The sequence below is a fragment of the Cetobacterium sp. genome (assembly GCF_051653945.1).
Taxonomy (GTDB): domain Bacteria; phylum Fusobacteriota; class Fusobacteriia; order Fusobacteriales; family Fusobacteriaceae; genus Cetobacterium_A.
Genome location: NZ_JBOFXD010000050.1, coordinates 1 through 18,891, shown reverse-complemented (window position 1 = coordinate 18,891; position 18,891 = coordinate 1). Strand labels below are relative to the sequence as shown.

General features: G+C 30.0%; 20 protein-coding genes and 1 pseudogene. 7 read left to right on the top strand and 14 right to left on the bottom strand.

Annotated features, from left to right (window positions below; genetic code table 11):
* The first annotated feature begins 3 nt into the window (after positions 1–3).
* Complete coding sequence (locus ACRC8M_RS04900) at positions 4–744, top strand: MipA/OmpV family protein (protein WP_438528121.1); 741 nt, start codon at positions 4–6, stop codon at positions 742–744.
* Between the two features lie 18 nt (positions 745–762).
* A complete protein-coding gene (locus ACRC8M_RS04895; RefSeq protein ID WP_438528120.1) occupies positions 763–1,560 on the top strand; it encodes a Cof-type HAD-IIB family hydrolase in 798 nt (265 codons plus the stop codon).
* 59 nt (positions 1,561–1,619) lie between these two features.
* Here the strand turns inward: ACRC8M_RS04895 and ACRC8M_RS04890 are convergent, their stop codons facing one another.
* The 3 genes from ACRC8M_RS04890 to ACRC8M_RS04880 are packed head-to-tail and all read right to left on the bottom strand — an operon-like array spanning position 1,620 to position 6,055.
* Positions 1,620–3,839: a transglycosylase domain-containing protein gene (locus tag ACRC8M_RS04890; protein ID WP_438528119.1), complete on the bottom strand. Its 2,220-nt coding sequence runs from the start codon at positions 3,837–3,839 to the stop codon at positions 1,620–1,622.
* 18 nt (positions 3,840–3,857) lie between these two features.
* A complete protein-coding gene (gene rlmN / locus ACRC8M_RS04885; RefSeq protein ID WP_438528118.1) occupies positions 3,858–4,904 on the bottom strand; it encodes a 23S rRNA (adenine(2503)-C(2))-methyltransferase RlmN in 1,047 nt (348 codons plus the stop codon).
* A 59-nt stretch (positions 4,905–4,963) separates the two neighbouring features.
* Positions 4,964–6,055 carry an alanyl-tRNA editing protein gene (locus tag ACRC8M_RS04880; protein ID WP_438528117.1) on the bottom strand — a complete coding sequence of 364 codons (1,092 nt, stop codon included), beginning with the start codon at positions 6,053–6,055 and terminating at the stop codon, positions 4,964–4,966.
* Positions 6,056–6,219: 164 nt separating this feature from the next.
* Here ACRC8M_RS04880 and nfo point away from each other — a divergent pair, with 164 nt between their 5' ends.
* Complete coding sequence (gene nfo, locus ACRC8M_RS04875; protein WP_438528116.1) at positions 6,220–7,086, top strand: deoxyribonuclease IV; 867 nt, start codon at positions 6,220–6,222, stop codon at positions 7,084–7,086.
* Positions 7,087–7,137: 51 nt separating this feature from the next.
* Here nfo and ACRC8M_RS04870 read toward each other — a convergent pair whose 3' ends face one another.
* Together ACRC8M_RS04870 and ACRC8M_RS04865 are read right to left on the bottom strand one after the other, a co-directional pair.
* Positions 7,138–7,566 (bottom strand): hypothetical protein, encoded by a 429-nt coding sequence (locus ACRC8M_RS04870; protein ID WP_438528115.1) that lies wholly within the window; start codon positions 7,564–7,566, stop codon positions 7,138–7,140.
* 13 nt (positions 7,567–7,579) lie between these two features.
* Positions 7,580–8,122 (bottom strand): hypothetical protein, encoded by a 543-nt coding sequence (locus tag ACRC8M_RS04865; RefSeq protein ID WP_438528114.1) that lies wholly within the window; start codon positions 8,120–8,122, stop codon positions 7,580–7,582.
* 250 nt (positions 8,123–8,372) lie between these two features.
* Between ACRC8M_RS04865 and ACRC8M_RS04860 the strand changes: the two genes are divergently transcribed.
* The 3 genes from ACRC8M_RS04860 to ACRC8M_RS04850 all read left to right on the top strand — a co-directional run bounded on the left by ACRC8M_RS04860 (position 8,373) and on the right by ACRC8M_RS04850 (position 11,092).
* Positions 8,373–9,053 carry a pseudouridine synthase gene (locus ACRC8M_RS04860; protein ID WP_023050684.1) on the top strand — a complete coding sequence of 227 codons (681 nt, stop codon included), beginning with the start codon at positions 8,373–8,375 and terminating at the stop codon, positions 9,051–9,053.
* 51 nt (positions 9,054–9,104) lie between these two features.
* On the top strand, positions 9,105–10,097 hold the full coding sequence (locus tag ACRC8M_RS04855) for a tyrosine-type recombinase/integrase (protein ID WP_438528113.1): 993 nt from the start codon (positions 9,105–9,107) through the stop codon (positions 10,095–10,097).
* A 158-nt stretch (positions 10,098–10,255) separates the two neighbouring features.
* Positions 10,256–11,092, top strand: coding sequence for an NAD(P)H-hydrate dehydratase (locus tag ACRC8M_RS04850; protein ID WP_438528112.1), 837 nt, complete (start codon positions 10,256–10,258; stop codon positions 11,090–11,092).
* A 17-nt stretch (positions 11,093–11,109) separates the two neighbouring features.
* On the opposite strand, the gene ACRC8M_RS04845 is transcribed toward ACRC8M_RS04850, so the two are convergent.
* The 7 genes from ACRC8M_RS04845 to ACRC8M_RS04815 form a co-directional block, all read right to left on the bottom strand.
* Complete coding sequence (locus ACRC8M_RS04845; RefSeq protein WP_438528111.1) at positions 11,110–11,697, bottom strand: YeeE/YedE thiosulfate transporter family protein; 588 nt, start codon at positions 11,695–11,697, stop codon at positions 11,110–11,112.
* A gap of 1 nt (position 11,698) precedes the next feature.
* A complete protein-coding gene (locus ACRC8M_RS04840) occupies positions 11,699–12,217 on the bottom strand; it encodes a YeeE/YedE thiosulfate transporter family protein (protein ID WP_438528110.1) in 519 nt (172 codons plus the stop codon).
* A gap of 135 nt (positions 12,218–12,352) precedes the next feature.
* Positions 12,353–13,492, bottom strand: coding sequence for an N-acetylglucosamine-6-phosphate deacetylase (gene nagA, locus ACRC8M_RS04835; RefSeq protein WP_438528109.1), 1,140 nt, complete (start codon positions 13,490–13,492; stop codon positions 12,353–12,355).
* A 15-nt stretch (positions 13,493–13,507) separates the two neighbouring features.
* Entirely contained in the window at positions 13,508–14,338 is an 831-nt protein-coding gene (gene nagB, locus ACRC8M_RS04830) for a glucosamine-6-phosphate deaminase (RefSeq protein ID WP_438528108.1), read from the bottom strand.
* 118 nt (positions 14,339–14,456) lie between these two features.
* Positions 14,457–15,314, bottom strand: a complete 858-nt coding sequence (locus ACRC8M_RS04825; RefSeq protein WP_438528107.1) for a MurR/RpiR family transcriptional regulator — start codon at positions 15,312–15,314, stop codon at positions 14,457–14,459.
* Between the two features lie 15 nt (positions 15,315–15,329).
* Positions 15,330–16,235 carry a TIGR01212 family radical SAM protein gene (locus ACRC8M_RS04820; RefSeq protein WP_438528106.1) on the bottom strand — a complete coding sequence of 302 codons (906 nt, stop codon included), beginning with the start codon at positions 16,233–16,235 and terminating at the stop codon, positions 15,330–15,332.
* Entirely contained in the window at positions 16,216–16,869 is a 654-nt protein-coding gene (locus tag ACRC8M_RS04815) for an epoxyqueuosine reductase QueH (RefSeq protein WP_438528105.1), read from the bottom strand. Before ACRC8M_RS04815 ends, ACRC8M_RS04820 begins: the two co-directional genes overlap by 20 nt.
* Positions 16,870–17,016: 147 nt before the next feature.
* On the opposite strand from ACRC8M_RS04815, the gene ACRC8M_RS04810 reads away from it, so the two are divergent.
* Positions 17,017–17,574 carry a DJ-1 family glyoxalase III gene (locus ACRC8M_RS04810; RefSeq protein WP_438528104.1) on the top strand — a complete coding sequence of 186 codons (558 nt, stop codon included), beginning with the start codon at positions 17,017–17,019 and terminating at the stop codon, positions 17,572–17,574.
* 65 nt (positions 17,575–17,639) lie between these two features.
* Here ACRC8M_RS04810 and ACRC8M_RS04805 read toward each other — a convergent pair whose 3' ends face one another.
* Complete coding sequence (locus tag ACRC8M_RS04805) at positions 17,640–18,359, bottom strand: SIMPL domain-containing protein (protein ID WP_438528103.1); 720 nt, start codon at positions 18,357–18,359, stop codon at positions 17,640–17,642.
* A 41-nt stretch (positions 18,360–18,400) separates the two neighbouring features.
* Positions 18,401–18,891 (bottom strand): annotated as a pseudogene (locus ACRC8M_RS04800) (radical SAM protein); the annotation flags it as partial.

Genomic DNA, 18,891 nt, shown 5'->3' with positions numbered 1-18,891 from the left:
AATATGAAGAAAATATTAATGGGGTTATTAGCATTAACGCTTTCTGCTACAGCATTAGCTGAAAATAAATTTGGGATAGGAGCTGGAGTAGGAGTTTCAGACAGTATGTATAAGGGTGCAGAAGATAAAGCATATCCAATGCCTCTATTAGATATTAATTATTATGATTTATATGTTAAAGGTGTAACTGTAGGATACCAATTTTATAAAGATGATGCTTTTGCTGCGTCGCTATTTGTTGATCCATTAGCTGGATTTGCTGTAGATGGTGCTGACTTAGCAAAAGGATACGACAATATTGATGATAGAAAGTTCCAAGCTATGTTTGGAATTAGATTAGATGCTGATACTGGATTCTACGGAGTTAGAACTGGGCTTTCTGCTCAAGTAGGAGAACACGGAGGAGAGGGAAAGATAAGTGCATTTAAAGCTTATAAAGTAGATGACAAACTTACAATAGTACCTTCTATTCATGTTAAAGGATATTCAGGAGATTATACTGATTATTACTTTGGTGTAACTTCAGACGAAGCAAAAAGAAATAGTAAAATTGACAGAGCTTATAAAGCGGATTCAGCTTATTCAATGGGGCTTAATTTAACAGCTGATTATAGATTAACTGACAACGTGGCTCTTATGGCATTCTTAGGTGTGGAGAAATTCTCTAGTGAGATTTCAGACTCACCTATTGTAGACGACGGAGTTTTATATTTAGTAGGAGTAGGAGCAAAGTACTACTTCTAAAAATTTTAAGGAGAACAAATGAAATACAAAGCAATTATATGTGACTTAGATGGAACACTTTTAAATGAGCATCACACTATATCTGAAGAAACAAAAGAAACTATAAGAAAGGTTGTAAATTCTGGAGTGAAGTTTATAATAGCGACAGGAAGACACCACAATGATGCAATAACATTTAAAGATATGTTAGAGTTAGATAGCTTCTTAATCACTTCAAATGGTGCTAAGGTGCATGACTATAATAACAAAGAGATTATATCTCACAATATTCCAGCTCATTTATCTAAAGAGTTATTAAATTATAATTATAATGAAAAATTACATAAGAATGTCTATTTAGATGAGGAGTGGTATGCGGAGAAACCTTTAGAGGACGCACTACTTTTTCATAAAGAATCAGGATTTCATCATGTGATAGCTCCTTTCCAATCTTTAGTAGGAAAAGAGATTACAAAATTTTTCTTTATATGTGATGATGAAGAGCATATCTCTGAATTAGAGAAAAAATTAAGAAAACAATTTAATGAAGGATTAAATATCACTCTTTCTCTTGGATCTTGTTTAGAGGTTATGAGAGAGGGCGTTTCTAAAGCTAGTGCAATAGAGGAAGTTTTAAAAGCTGAGGGTATTGATCTTAAAGATACAATCGCTTTTGGAGATGGACTAAATGACCTTGAAATGCTATCATCTGTAGGAAAAGGATTTATCATGGGAAATGGAAGTCCGAGATTAAAAGCTTTATTACCTGAGAATGAAGTGATAAATACTAATGCAGAAAATGGAGTAGCAAAGAAACTTCAAGAGATATTTTTATAAAAATATCATATAAAATAGAAAGGAGAGAGAAGAATTAACTTCTCTCTCCTTTTGTATAGTTAGAAATTGAACAATTTTTGGAAGAATCCTTTTTTCTCCTCTTTCTTTTGTTGTTGAGGTTTTTGTTGATTTTGTTGCTGCTGTTGCACTGGTTGAGTAACTTGTTGTGTGACTGGAGGACCAGTTACCTCATCAGAAGACATAGCTTCACTTTTTGAAGTTGTCTCTTGAGTAGGAACATAGTATCCAAGAACACCTGCAATACCATTAGTATATTTACTGTCTTTCTCCACTGCAATTCTTCCTCTTCTCAATAGGAAAGTTTTGTCAGAAGGACTACCATTTAATAATCCAGATATAGGATCTAACTCTTGATAAGTTAAATCTCCATTTTTAACATGGTTATCTAGGAATGTAAATGTAGTTGGAGTGTAGTAACCTTTTTCTATAATCTCTTGGTAGAAATTTTTCCAAAGAGGTGCTGCTACTCCCCCTCCTGTTGCTTTGTATAAAGGATCATTATTGTCATATCCAACATATATTGTTGTAACATAATCTGGAGTCATACCTGAATACCAAACTGTTCTAGAGTTATTGGTAGTACCAGTTTTTCCTCCCTGCTCAATAGGGACATTGTTTATTTTAACTTGAGCACTTCTACTTGTTCCTTGCTTAACAGAGTTTTTCATCATGTTAGTCATAAGGGCAATGTCAGCACTTTCAAATTTTTGTTCTATTTGAGGTTTAGCCTCATATAAAGTATTTCCAAACTTATCAGATACCTTTATAACATAGAATGGTTTAATTGAATATCCACCATTTGCAAAAACTGCATATGATTGAGCTACCTGTAGTGGAGTTCCCTCAGTTGTTCCTAAAGCTGCTGTTAAATTGTTTGGTACAACAAATCCAGCATCAATTTTCTTCATAGTATCCATAAGAGCTGGGATTCCAACTTTATTTAAAAGTTTTATAGAAACTATATTCTGAGATTTATCAAAACCTTGCATCAATGTCATACCGTTATAATATCTCTCTCCAAAGTTTCTAGGAGCCCAAGTTCCAAATACAATTCTTGAATCCTCTACAACTAAGTTTTCTTCAAACCCTTTTTCTAAAGCTGTATAATAGATGAAAGGTTTGAAAGATGACCCAACCTGACGCTTAGCTTGAACAGCTCTATTGAAGTTTCCAGTTTTAAAGTCTTTTCCACCTATAATACTTATAACCTCTCCATTTTTAGCATCGATTGTTATCATAGCACCTTGAAGTTTTTTATCATTTTTTAAACGTGGATAGTTTTCAAATTTATCTTTAGCAACTTTTTGAATGTTTAAATCTAAAGTAGTTTGAACAAGAAGTCCATCGTTATAAATCTGTTTCTCTTCAAAATTTTCAAATAGAAACTTCTGAACTAAATCTGTAAAATCTGGAGCATTAAACTCTATCTTCTTATCAAGAGCATTATAAATTATCGTTGTGTTTTCATCTTTGAAATCTTTTGATAAAGCTTTTGATTCATTTACAAATTTATGATTTAAAGCATTACTGTACTCAGTTTCAGTTATTAAGCCAAATTTTTGCATCTGTTTTAATATAAGTTTTTGTCTAACTAAAGATTTTTCAAGATTAGTTCTTGGATTGTACATGTTTGGTCTATTTGGGATTCCTGCTAAAAGAGCAGACTCAGCTAGATTAACATCATTGACATCTTTTCTAAAAAAGTTATGAGCTGCTGTTTTTACACCATAAGCACCTGAACCAAAATAGATTTCATTTAGATACTTCTCCATTATTTCATCTTTTGTATACTTTCTTTCAATTTCAAACGTGATTATAATCTCTTTTATTTTTCTAGAGAACTTTTTTTCATGAGATAGAAAAGCATTTCTAGCTAATTGCTGAGTTATTGTACTTCCACCCTGAGCTGCTCTTCCAGACTTTAAGTTGACTATGGCAGAACCCAAAATTCTAAATGGATCGATTCCATAGTGCGATAAAAACTGTCTATCCTCTATGGCTATAAAAGCATTTTGTAAATTTTGTGGTATACGTTCTATATCCACAGGTTCTCTTGTTTCTTTTGAAATAACATCAATTACTTGTCCATTTCTATCATAAATTGTAGTAGGAATAGGAGGACTATAATTCTCAACTAGCTCTGAAACATTTGGTAGTTCTTTATAGTATTTATTTACTAAAAGACTTGCTCCAATTCCTCCAACAATGCCTAAAGATACAATAAATATGGCAACATACTTAAGAATTTTCCATTTCATAAAATATCTCCATTTTAATTATTTTAGATTTTTTTGTCTTAATTGTCCACAAGCACCGTCTATATCAGTTCCCTTTTCTCCTCTAACAGTTACATTTACTTTTCTAAAATCTTTTAAGTAATTAAAGATTTTTTCAATTTTCTTTTGAGAAGGTCTTTGGTAATCTTTTCCATCTACTGGATTACATGGAATAAGATTTAATATATGATCAAAGTTGTGAACGAAATCAGCTAAGTAAGCGATATCATTATCAGATACATTGAAATCATTGATTAAGATATACTCAAAAGTGATTCTTCTTTTAGTTTGTCTTTGATACTCTTGTAATATTGGGAATAAATCCTGTAATGGATATTTTGTATTGATTGGCATTAATTCGCTTCTCTTTTCATCAATAGCACTATGTAAAGATATAGCTAACTCTACTGGGATTCTCTCTTCTAATAATTTTTCAATTCCAGGAATTATTCCAGAAGTTGAAATTGTGATTCTTCTCTTAGAAACATTAACACCTTTTTCACTTGATAAGATATCAATAGCTTTAATAACATTATTGATATTAAGCATTGGCTCTCCCATACCCATGAATACAATGTTATTAATTTGTAATCCTTGCTTTAATAGTCTTCTTTCAATTGTGTAGAACTGATTTGTAATCTCATGTACATCTAAGTTTCTTGTAAATCCACCAAGACCTGTAGCACAGAATCCGCACTTAACAGCACATCCAACTTGAGATGAGATGCAAAGAGTTGTTCTCTCTTTGTGTCTTAAGATAACACTTTCAATTGTATTTCCATCTTCTAATTTAAATAAAAACTTTTCAGTTTTATCTATTTTAGAAACTTGGTGCTTTAATAGGTTTAAGAAAGGGATGTATGCTTTCTCAGAAAGTAATTCTCTATCCTTTAATGATATGTTTGTCATATCGTTAATATCTCTAACTATTTTTTGATTTAACCATGTAAATATTTGTTTTCCGTAAAATTTCTTCATTCCTAAAGAAACTATAAAATCTGTAAGCTCTTGTTCGTTTAAATTAAGTAAATTTATTTTATTTGACATATTTCCTCCATTGTTACTAATAAATACCTAATTTCCATTATAACAGATATTTCATACTTTTACAATATATTTGTAATCTCCGCTACTGAAACATCACCTTTAAAGTTTGCTCTCTCTCCTTTTCCTCCACCTTTTATGTTTAGTACTTTAGAAAACTCCTTTAATAGTTCCCCACAATCAATAGTTTTACTAGATATTAATCCAGCATCTTCCCAAATACCTATAAAAATATAATCTCCTGGTATAATTTTATTTAAGTTTGTTATTGTATCCTTATCATCTCTATATACGATATATTTCTTTCCATCCTTTTCAATAGCTGAACTTAATAACTCGGTAGATAAAAAATTACAATATTTTAAATTAAGTTCTTTAAATCTATTTTCAACCTCTTTTTTTTCGTTATTAAATTTTTCTACCATAGAGATTATCTCGTTATCTCTACAACTAAATATTCGATTTAGCTCTTTGATAGTTTTATTCTTCTTAACAAAATCTTCAATGGCTCTCTCTCCACTTAAAAAATAGAATCTAGTATAATTTCCTTTAATTTTTTCAAAACTTACAATTTTAAACACTCTAATCTCTGATATGTCAGATACATGGTACCCAGCACAAGCACTTGTATCAATATTATCTATTGTTATAACTCTGACATCACCGATAACTTTATCACTTATTTTTTTTCTAAATGTATCGATAGAGTTAGCTTCATCTCTAGTAACTATTTTTTCTAAGATAGCCCTCCCCTCTCCTATAGCACTATTAATTTTTCTTTCCAATTCCTCTACAAACTCTTCATCCAAATCTTTAGAATCTAAATCCACTGTTGTATAAGTTTCAGTCATTCTAAATCCAACAGTATTTAACCCGTAGTCATTATATGCTATAGCAGAGAAAAGATGTTGAGCTGTATGTTGTACCCCAATATCAAAAACTCTATTAGTATCTACAGTATATGTATATTCATCTGGAGCAATTTCATTTTCAACTATAATTTTTTTATCATCTATAACAGTTAGAAATTTTGTATCCCCTATATAACCTTGATCTCCTATCTGTCCACCTTTACCATCTATATATAGATTATGTGACTCTACTTCAACAATCCAACTATCTTTTTCCTTTGTACAAGAAAGTATCTTAATCATATCTCCTCCTAAATCTTTTGATATCTTATTTTATAACGATATCTTTAGTATTTCAATATATTTCAAGAAAGTATTTTCATTACATTGTCTATTCAAAAAGTATAGATTATGTTATACTATATACGAATAGTAAAATAACAATCAATTTAGATAGAGGTGTATATATGACAAGAGAGGAAAAAATTAAAAATACATATTTAGGTGCTCATGTATCTATACAAGGTGGAGTAGCTAACGCTTTTAAAAATGCAATGGCTATAGGAGCAAATGGATTTGGAATGTTCGTTAAAAATCAGAGAAGATGGGATGCAAAACCATATACAGAGGATGAGATTTTAGAGTTTAAAGATGCTATGAGAAGATATAAGTTCACTCCAGAGCAAATTTTACCACATGATGGATATCTTATAAATTTAGGAAGTCCTGATGAGGAAAAAAGAGAGAAATCACTAAATGCTTTTTTAGATGAGATGGAAAGAGTAAATCAATTGGGACTTATATATCTGAACACTCACCCAGGAAGTCATCTAAAAGAGATAAGTGAAGATGAGTGTGTAAAACTTATAGCTGATTCAATAAATAAGGCACATAAAGCTGTTCCAAATGTTATAGTTGTTTTAGAAAACACAGCGGGACAAGGGTCAAATATGGGTTATAAGTTTGAACATTTAAGAGATATAATAAACCTTATTGAAGATAAAAGTAGAATAGGTGTTTGTTTAGATACATGTCATACAGTAGCAGCTGGTTATGCTCTTTCAACAGAGGAGGAGTATAATACAACTATGGATGCTTTTGAAAATATTGTTGGATTTAAATATCTGAAGGGGATACACTTAAATGATTCTATGTTTGGAGTAGGAAGTAAAAAAGATAGACATCACAGTATAGGAGAGGGAACTCTTGGTATGGATTTCTTTAAAAAGTTCATGAATGACGATAGATTTAGAAATATTCCTATAGTTATGGAAACAATAGATGAAACTATTTGGAAAGAAGAGATTGAGTTACTTATAAGTTTAATAGATTAAAAAAAAGACACAGAATTTTCTGTGTCTTTTTATATATACATATTATGGCGATTAGTTTCTTTCTAATGCCTTTTTTACATCTTCTAATGTATCTTCAACCATATTATCATTTTTACCAATAGCGTTGTAGAAGAATACAACATATTTTCCATCTATTTTTTGTACAGCTTTTCTTCTAGCTGTTCCAGGAACTGAGAAGTATTGAATCCCTCTCTTCTCTCTATTCATTTCCCAATCACTATTTCTATTGTACTTGTTATCCCCAAAAGCAGTTCTTGAAGTTTGAGGTAAATCTCTCAATTTAGAGTCTATTACAAGTTCTCTTTTTCCTAAGTGATTTTTCATAGTAAAAGCTCTGTTTTGGTATCCTGTAGTATACATCTTTAATCTATCTTTTAACGCATCTGCTTCTTTTCTAGAAACTTCTGCTGAAAATGTCATAGATGAAAGTAATAAAAATCCACATAATAATTTTTTCATAATTTTGTTCTCCCTATTTAGTAAGTTTTCTTATAGCTCTATATAAAGCTTTATCTTTTTCGACTTTTTCCATCTTTCCTAAAAACCAGTTAAGTTCTTGGTCATTTAGACGAAGCTCCTCTTTTACAAATCTTTCTAGCTTTTCAACTTCCATAGGTAGTAACTCTTTTTTAAGTGAACTGTTAATCTCCTGTATTGTTCTTCCTCCTTCGAAAAAGAAAACAAGTTTTTGCCAGTTTGCAAAAAGATCTACTTTTCTAAGAAGCATTACTGCTGTATAGTTAAGTTCTGGAAGAGTTTTAAATCCTTTTCTAGATAAGAATGACTTTATTTCATCATTTTTTTCCGTTTCAAAAAGAACCTCTCCAGCTTTTTTAGTATTCATAATTTTAGGTAACTTTGAACTTCTATCCTTTAATCTTAAGTATTTTGATAAAGTTAAAGTTTTTGTTTCAAGATAAAAGTCTATTGCAAATTCATTGAAACTCTTACCCTCTGGAATAGTTCCCTCTTCGATGTATTCGATCATTAAATCAATTTTTTTGAAATCAACCATTTTTGTATACCCTCCTGAAAAATAAGAATTTAAATATTTGCTATTTATTATAACACAACTTTAATTAGTTGAACAACTAAAAATTTAAAAAAATTATTATTTTTTTAAATTTGTAATTTGATATTATAACTTATTTAAAAAAAGTAGACATATAAAAAACTAGTTAAAAAAATAAATTATAAATTATAAAACTTGATTTTATAATTCATAAGAACTATAATTATATTATTACTATTTAGGAGGATTAAAATTGAGATTAGATAAATTTTTAGTAGAGTGTGGAATTGGAAGCAGAAGCGAGGTAAAGAAACTGATATCTTCTGCTGAAATAACTATAGATGGATGTATCTGTAAAGATAATAATAAAAATATAGATGAGAAAAATACAGTGGTAGAATATAAGGGTAGAAGAGTTATATATAAAGAGTTTAGATATTATAAGCTATATAAAATAGATGGGTATATAACTGCTACTGAAGATAAAAAGGAAAAAACAGTAATGGAACTACTGCCTGAATGGGTAAATAAAAAAGACCTATTTCCTGTAGGGAGATTAGATAAAGATACTGAAGGATTACTTTTTTTTACAAATGATGGTAAATTGGCACATGAGTTGACATCTCCTAAAAAACATGTGGACAAAATATATCGTGTTTCTCTAAGAGATGATATTGGAGAGGGAGAGATTGAAAAACTTGAAGCTGGAGTGGATATTGGTGGATATATAACTCAACCTGCAAAAGCGGAGATTGTAAATTCTAAAGAGATACTTTTAAATATAAAAGAGGGAAAGTTTCATCAAGTTAAGAAAATGCTAAAAGCTGTTGGAAATGAAGTTACATATTTAAAAAGAGAAACTTTTGGTAAGTTGACTTTAGAGGATATGGTTCCGTGTGAAGTTAGAGAGATTGAAAGAGATGATGTTATATAGTTCTCTATTAATTTCCATAAATAAAATGATAGGACTTTTTTAGGAGGGGCATTGAACGAGATAGTTATTAAAGAAAAACATGAAATAAGTACCCAACGTAGAAAGAGAAAAGGCAAAGAGGAGAAAAAAAGTATATTTGAAATATACAAATCTCCAAAAACAATGAAAGATTATTTTTTCTATCTAAAGGATTTTTTAACTTATGTTTATGATGGAGATTCTCCAATAGAGGGAGATGAAATAATTGAGCTTATGACTGGAATAGAAAAAAGTGATATAGAGGATTATTTATCTCATCTTCTGAATGAGCGGGAGATGAAAAAAACATCTGTAAATAAAGTTATATCATCTTTGAAATCTCTTTATAAAGAGTTGGAAAAAAATGGATATGATAATCCATTTAAATATATTGGACTTTTTAAAACAGCAAGAAATTTGGACAATATATTAAAGGTATCTTTTGATGATATAAAAGAGATATTGAAAAACTATAAAGTTAATGGAGAGAAGGAGTATCGAAACACTCTTATTCTACATACGCTTTTTTATACAGGGATGAGAAGTCAGGAGTTACTATCTTTACAGTTTAAACATATACTAAAAAGAAATGGAGAGTATTTTGTAAAATTAGAAAAAACAAAAAGTGGAAGAGAGCAGTATAAACCACTACATAATTTTCTGATAAATAAAATTGCAGACTATAAAAATTACTTAATTAATGTATATGGGATGGACGAAGAGGAGCTAGAAGAGAGATATCTTTTCTGTAGTTCCTTTGAAAAAAACAGACCTTTATCATATAGAGCTCTATATAATGTTGTTCAAGAAATGGGACAAGTTATAAATAAGGATATTAGTCCACATAATATTCGTCATGCTATTGCAACTGAACTTTCGTTAAATGGAGCAGATTTAATAGAGATTAGAGATTTTTTAGGTCACTCAGATACAAAAGTTACTGAAGTTTATATAAATGCAAAATCATTAATTGAAAAGAAGGTCCTTGATAAAATACCTGTGCAATCTATGGATGATGACTTTTAAATTCTATTTTAAAGATATATTACTGAATACTACAAATAATTTTAATGTAAATAACTGTTATTTTCGAAACAAAACTACATATAATTAACATTATATGTAGTTTATTTTTAACAAATTAAAAATAATTATTATTCCGAGTAATTTAAGGAGGTTTTTATATGATTATTATAGATTTGGATTATGCAAAAGATATATATAGACCTAGAGAGTTAGAATCATATAAAGGAGATTTTGGCCATACTCTGATTTTATGTGGAAGTTCTGGAATGGTAGGAGCTGGTTTTTTTGCAAGTATGGGAGCTGTAAAATCTGGTTCAGGACTTACAACTTTAGGAAGTTATCGTGAAACTTTTGATATTTTTTCTATAAAACTAAACGAGGTTATGATAGTTAATTTAGATGAGATAAACATATTAGATAATTTAGAAAGATTCTCGTGCATAGTTTTTGGAAGTGGATTTGGAATAAATCAAAAAAATGAGTACCTTTTAAAAGAGCTACTTTTAAATTTCCCAAAACCTATAGTTATTGATGCAGATGGATTGACAATGTTAGCTAAAAATAGTAATCTAGATTTTTTAAAAAATAGAACTTACCCCACAATTTTAACACCTCACTACGGGGAGTTTTCAAGACTTACAAATTTAGATATAGAATACATAAAAGTAAATAGAGTAGCTATAGCAAAAGAGTTTGCCCAAAAGTATAGTTGTATATTACTTTTAAAAGACCATAAAACTTTAATTACTGATGGAGAAAATATCTTTATAAATACAACAGGAAATAGTGTTATGGCAACTGGGGGAATGGGGGATGTTTTAAGTGGGATAATTGGATCTTTTATAAGTCAAAAATATTCCCCTCTAGATGCAACTTTATTTGGAGCATATATACATGGAAAAAGTGGAGAGCATTTTTCAGAAAATTACTACTGTATAACTCCAACTGATATAGTAAACATACTTCCTAAAATTATAAAAGGTATAGAGTTTTAAAACTCTATACCTTTATTTTATTTTTTCTCATCCTCAGATAATGAGTATGGAATGGCTAGAGATATTGCAATTAAAACAATTCCTATAAATACCCCTATCCAAGGTGTTCCGTGTATAAGAAAATTATATTTTTCAGATAAAAACAGTAAAGTAGTTTTCCCACCAAGAAGATTTTTAAAAAGTCCGATACTATTAAATACGGGATAAGAAAGTGTAAATAAAAACGCTCCAACTAAACCACCTAAAAGCACATATATACTTTTTAAATATCCTGCTCCAAAACTTGCTACTGCAGTTCCAGGACAAAGTCCAATCATTCCAAAACCTAAAGCTAAAATCGCACTTCCTAGTATCACTCCAAAATTCATAGGCTTAATACTGAAGTGATCCAAAGGAATTAAATTTAAAGCTACACTTAAATATAAAAGAGCCATACTAAATCCTATAGCAAAGACAATTATTTTCATAAGAGTTAAATCTTGAAGTTTTAACATTTTAGATATAACAACTCTATTTGTTGCTCCAGCATAATATAGTGCTAATCCAAAAAGTAAACCTAATATCAATCCTAAAAGTGGTACATTATCAAAAAATAGATTTCTCACATTAATCACCTATCCTTTTAGCAACAATTACAGCTATAGGGAATAAAACTATCGTAAAAATAATACTACTGACAGATAGTTGCATAACTCCACTCATCATATGTCCACTTGTACATCCACCAGCCATTCTAGCTCCGAAAAGTAAAAGTACTCCACCTAGAAAAAGTTTAACTCTAGATATTTCATCTTTTTCTAGTAAACTCTCCTTTTGTATAAACTCCTCTTTTTTCCTAAAAAATATTCTACCGAGCATACCTCCTAAAAAAACACCGACAACAAATATAATTCCGTAGTTATATGGAGTTACTATACTTTTAGCAATTCCATCTTGATTGTAATAATCGATTAAACTATAAAATTCAGCACCCTCTTTAAAAATTATACCCTCTTGAAATATTGTTTGAATCATTCCAGATGCAACACTAAACTGTGTTGAAATCCCAACAGGTTTTATAAGTAGTATAGATATGAAGAACACACTTCCTAAAAAAATACCTTTTAAAATCCATTTCCTTTTCATAATTTTCTGCCCTCCTTAAAAAGTGTTTCCTAAAATCAAGACACTATTTTATATAAGTTTATTCGGTGAAAAATTATTTTTTCTTTTTTATAATTTATATAAAAATAGAGGTAGAATAATCTACCCCTTATCAAACTATACTAACTTTCCTTTTGCAATAACTTTTTTAAGATTTAAATGCTTGTCTAAAAATACGATATCAGCAAAACATCCAGGTTGTAGCTTTCCGTACTCATTATCAATATTTACAGCTTTTGCAGGATACAAAGTTGCCATTCTCACAGCTTCTTCTAAAGTTATATCACAATATTTAACTAAGTTTCTAACTCCAGCATCCATAGTTAATGCAGAACCACCTAAAGTTCCATCCTCTCCAAAACATTTTCCATCCTTATAGAAAACTTTGTTTCCTTCGAAGTAGAAATACTCCATATCTGTTCCAACAGGAGCAACAGCATCAGTGACTAAATATAATCTTTCTCCCATAACTTTAATAGCTGATTTTATAGCAGAATAATGACAGTGGAATCCATCAGCAATTACTCCAGCTTTAATATCACTATCAAATACAGCACCTACAACTCCAGGTTCTCTGTGATTGAAAGATGACATTCCATTGTATAGATGAGTTGCAAGAGTTATTCCGAAACCTTCTTTTTCTTTCACTTGCTCATAAGTGGCGTTAGAATGCCCTACTGCTACATGTATTCCAGCTGCGTTTAGTTTCGAAATTATTTTTTTATCTGTATTTTCTGGAGCTAATGTAACTATTCTTACATTTTCTTTTCCAGCTTCTACCATTTTATCTATCATAGCTTCATCAGCTTTTCTTATAAACTTAGGATTATGAATCCCCTTCTTTTGTAAAGAGATATATGGTCCTTCAATATGTAATCCAACAACTCCATACTCGCCTTTATTTTCAATACCTTTAACTAACTCAATAGCTTTTTCAATACTTTCATCTCCAGTTGTAATAAGTGTTGGAGTGAATGAAGTACATCCATATTTTAAGTTCGTTTTGTGCATTGTTTCTAAAGTTTCTAACGATATATTATCATTGAATAAAACTCCTCCACAACCATTTAGTTGTAAATCTATAAATCCTGGAGTTACATATGCATTTTCAGCATCTATAGTTTCAATACTTTCATAAGTAGTTGCTAACTCCTCTTGAGGTATTATATCAACTATTCTCTCTCCATCCATTATTAAAACTTTTCCAGTATAAAACTTATTTCCTATAAATAATTCTCCATTTATAATAGCTTTCATTACTAGTTCATCTCCCTATTTTCCACAACTTTTATATAACTCTTCTATTAATAAATCTGTATCTAAATTACTCTTTTCAATATCCTTAAAGTATCTGTAAGTTCCAACTTTTAACTCTGTACAAGCAGCTTCATCAGAAACAATAATTCCTTTTGGATGTAATTGAAGTGCACTGATAGTCCACATATGATTTACACCTTGCTCAACTGCGTGATGCAATGCTCTTGCTTTATTATGCCCATTAACCATTATTAAAACTTCTTTTGCATCAAGAATAGTTCCAACTCCAACAGTTAAAGATAACTTTGGAACTCTATCTATATCTCCACCGAAGAATCTAGCATTTGCAATTATTGTATCCATAGTTAACTCTTTATCTCTAGTTCTTGAACTTAAAGATGATCCAGGTTCATTGAAAGCAATATGTCCATCAGGTCCGATTCCTCCTAAAAATAGATCAATTCCACCAATAGCCTTTATTTTAGCTTCATAATCTTCACACTCTTTTTTATAGTCAGTTGCCAGTCCGTTTAATATGTTAATATTTTCCTCTTTTGCATCTATGTGTTTAAAGAAGTTCTCATACATATAGTAGTGATAACTTTGATCGTTAGCTGGAGATAATCCAACATACTCATCCATATTGAATGTTACTACATTTTCAAAAGATATAATTCCATCTTGATAAAATTTAATTAATCTCTTATACATTGCTAAAGGTGTTCCCCCAGTTGGTAAACCTAATACAAATGGTTTTTCAGCAGTAGGCTTTGCAGCTAATATTTTCTTTGCAACATAAACTGCTGCCCAGTCCCCAATATTTTTCTCAGTTATAATTACTCTCATTCTAAATCACTCCCTTGAATTATTTGCATATTCTACAATAAAGTTACCATTTATTTTTGTAAAAGTCAATCTTTTTAGAATTTTTTTTTCTTAAAAGTTTCGTAAAAATGAATTATATTTACATTTTATATTTTTTTACACTTTCCACTGCATTTCCAATCAATTTATCAGCTTTCTCTCTATCTCTTTGAATTAATTTGATATAAAGAATATCAATAACAGTTAGTTGTGCCATTCTAGAGGAGAGAGAAGTAGATCTTAAATTACTTTTTTCAACTATAGTCGTTAAAGATATATCTCCAATATCTTTTATAGGATTTGTAGCTACCTTAGTTAATGTGATTACTTTAACACCTTTATCTTTAAATTCTAAAATACTTTGGTATATATCCAATGTTTGCCCACTATAAGATATTACAAATAAAAGATCTCCTTCTTGAGCAGTGGAAGCATTTGTTAATTGTATATGTTGGTCAGTTTCAAATATAACATTTTTTCCTAGCTCCCATAGTTTATATTGAAAATCTCTTGCTACTATTCCAGAGAACCCAGCTCCTAGAAGAAATATTCTATTTGCATTTTCAATAGCTTCTACAGCTTTTTCAACCTCTTGAAAATTTAAAACTTTATATGTATCCTCTACACTTTTTATATTTTCATATACAACTTTCTTAGCTAAAATCTCAGTACTATCTTCGATACTAATCTCATCATAGATTATTTGAATCTCTTTTTCATTGTTTTTCATAGCTAAATCTCCAGCTAAAGCTATTTTAAACTCTGGAAAACCTTTAAAGCCAAGTTTTTTAGCAAATCTAACAACTGAGGCCTGACTCACATCACATTTTACAGCCAAATCATATGTATTGATTGTTTTTATCTCATCCATATTCTCTAATAAAAAATGAGATATTTTTTTCTCATTTTTAGTAAAGCTCTCTTGAAATTCTTTTAATTTTATAAGTGTTCCACCCATAATTTAAAACCTCCGTTATATATTCTCTCTCTCTTTTAATTTTTTTTCAATTTCATTTAAAACTTTCCTTTTATTTAAACTCCATTTAGGTTCAACAACTTCATCTTTTTTTCCATCCCCTGTCACTCTATGAACAACCATTTTCTCAGGTAGAAATTTTAATATGGTAACTACTATATCTACATACTCATCTAAAGTAAAAACTTTAAAGTTCGTATCTCTGTATAATCTTTCTAAAGGAGTCCCTTTTATAATGTGTAGGGAGTGAATTTTTATTCCCCAAGCACCAGACTGAACAATACATTTGGCTGTATTAAAAATATCTTCCCTCTCCTCTGTAGGTAACCCAACAATCATATGTGTAACAAACTTTATTCCACTATCTTTTAATTTTTTAGATGTTTCAAGATATGTAGAAAGAGGATAACCTCTATTTATTATTTTTGCAACTTTATCATCAATTGTTTGAAGACCTAGCTCTATCCAGAAAAAATGTTTTTCATTTATCTCTTTTAAAAGTTCTAAAGTATCATCCTCTATGCAATCAGGTCTAGTTCCTATTGCCAATCCTAAAACTTTGGGGTGATTTAGGGCTTCGTAGTATATCTCTCTTAAATAACTTACATCCCCATATGTATTTGTAAAGTTTTGGAAATAAGCTACTACTTTCTTATCTTTAATTTTATCTTTTAAAAACTCTAACTGTTCATCTATCTGTTCTATTATACTTTTTCTTCTATTTCCAGCAAACTCTCCACTTCCAGCGTCACTACAAAATATACATCCACCGTGAGCAACTTTTCCATCTCTATTTGGACAAGTGAAGCCACCATCTAAAGACACTTTAAATATCTTGTCTTTAAACTCATCTTTAAAAAAATCATTTAAAGAATAAAATCTTCTATTGTTGTGTTTCTCCATTTTCTTTTTCCTTCTCTTTCTCTTTTTCCATTCTCTCAAGTTTAGAATATATACACCCACAGTAGTCCTGTCTATATAACTCATGTTCTTTAGATAGATTTACACTTCTTAAGTATCTACTTTTCTTTTTAAAATCTCCTCTTAAAAACTTAACTCCATACTTTTCTTCAAGTTCAATTCCGATCTCATTTATCCACTGAGCATTTTTCATAGGACTTATACTTAAAACAGTTGAAAAATATTCATATCCCAACTCTTTAGCTTTTTTTGCAGTAGCTTCCATTCTAAGTTTATAACATCTGTAGCATCTAGCTCCGCCCTCTTTTTCCTTTTCAAAACCTTTAATTTTTTCTATAAAATCTTTACCTGGACTATATTCTCCCTCCACTATAGTCATCCCAAATTCCATAGCATCATTAAATGTAAATTGCTCATTTAATCTAGTGATGTATTCCTCTTTCTCTGTTATGTTGGGATTGTAAAAATATATATCAATATTTAAATATGTTTTTAGGTACTCAAGTATAGCACAACTACATGGTGCACAACATGAGTGTATTAAAAGTTTTTTTTCACTGTTAAGACCTATCTTATCCAGTTCTTTTTGCATTTCTAATTCATAATTTACCTTCATGTTATCATTCCTTTTTTCATTTCTAATTCATAATTTACCTTCATGTTATCATTCCTTTTTTCATTTATATTATGATTATATCATATAACCTAGAGTTTTTTTAATGTTTCTGATATAATTAAGTTAATTATTTTTCGGAGGTGTTTTATGAACAAGAAAATTTTTGTTATGTTAGCTAATGGATTTGAACTAATTGAAGCGATGTCACCAGTAGACGTTTTAAGAAGAGCAGGACTTAATGTGGTTACTGTATCTACTATGGAAAACACTTTAGAAGTTGAGTCAGCTCAAAAAGTAAAGGTTGTTGCTGATATAAATATTTCTGATATCAATATAGGAGAGGGAGTAATGGTTGTTATACCTGGTGGATTCCCTGGATATGTCAACTTAAGAAGCGACTCAAGAGTTGTTGAGATTGTTAAAGAATATTTAAATAGTAGTGATAAATTTGTTGGAGCTATTTGTGGTGGACCGACAACTTTAGGAATAAATGGATTAATTGGAGATTACAGATTTACTTGTCACACATCTGTTAAAGAGGAGATGGCTAGTGAAAAGTATGAGCATAAAGATGTTGTAGTCGATAGAAACTTAATTACTTCTTCAGGAGCTGGAAAATCTATTGAGTTTGGTTTTGCTTTAGCTAGTATTTTTGTAGATGAGGGGACTATAACTAAAGTTAAAAAGGGAATGGAACTTATATAATAAAATTAGTAAATAAAAAGGAGGCTTCAATAGAGCCTCCTTTTCTATATAATATAGTATATTTTTTAATCAACTAGGTAATATTCGATTGTACTAACAACTCTCACATTTTTAATCTGTGGATTGTGTTGATCTCTGTTAGTTATAGTAAACTGTCCTTGATTTGCAGATTTAATCTTTCCTAAAGAACTATTTGAATCTTTTGCAAATTTTTCAGCAACCTCTCTGGCATTTTTAGTAGCCATTTCAATCATCTCAGGTTTTAAATCATTAAGTTTTGTATAGATATAGTCAGTTGTAGTTCCATATTGATTTGAATTTCCTAGAGCTATATTTTCCTTAACAAGTTCCCCAATTTTATTCGTTAAAGTATATACCTTATCCACTTTAGTCGAATAAACAGTAACTGTTTGAGTTGCTACATATCTAAAAGCAGCAACATTATTATCGTATTGATATAGCATCTTGTCTTCAATAGTTGGTGCTGAAATAGTTATCTCACTGCTTTCTATTCCATTCTCTTTTAAAAATTCAATAATTCCACCATTATCTCTTTCTAAATTAGAATAAATTTCTGAAAGTTCATTTCCAGCAACTTTAAAATCAATTGGCCATAGAACAACATCAGCCATGACCTCTTTTTCAGCTAATCCTTTTACAGTTACAACTCTGTCCATTGTTTTTGTTTTTATAAAACTCTCTCCTAAAGTGTAACCTAAAATCCAAAGGCCAAGAAAAATACATACTCCTAAAATTCCATAACTTGTATTTAACCTATTTCTCATATAACCCTCCTAATTGAAAAATTATTTTGAAACTGTATATACTACTCCTCTTCTTCCTCATCCTCTTCAACAAAGAAATCCTCATACATCTCATCTTCATCATCAACTATAAGAAAATCTATCTCGTCTAAACAGTTTTCTAACTTTAAGTTTTCTGGTAACTCAGCTTCTTCGATAAATGCAAAATTCTCATCCTCTAAAGTTGCTAAGAATAGATGTGGTAAGAATCTATCAAACTCACTAACATAAGTTGTATTTCCAAAAGGTTGTCCTTGTTTAGAGTTTTTATTTAACTCTCTTGAGTATTTTGTGTGGTTTGAACAATCGTGAACAACTACTGGCCAGTTCTCATCACAAGCTTGTTTCATAAGTTTAAATGTAATCTCTCTTGACCAAAGTGGAGATATATATCCTCTTCTAGCCATATACATTCTCTCTCCAACATAGTTATTTATATTGTCCTCTCCAAAGTGAAGTTCAGCACAGTTTATAAAGTCTATACCTGTTGCTAGAATCTTTTCCTTCTTTTCTT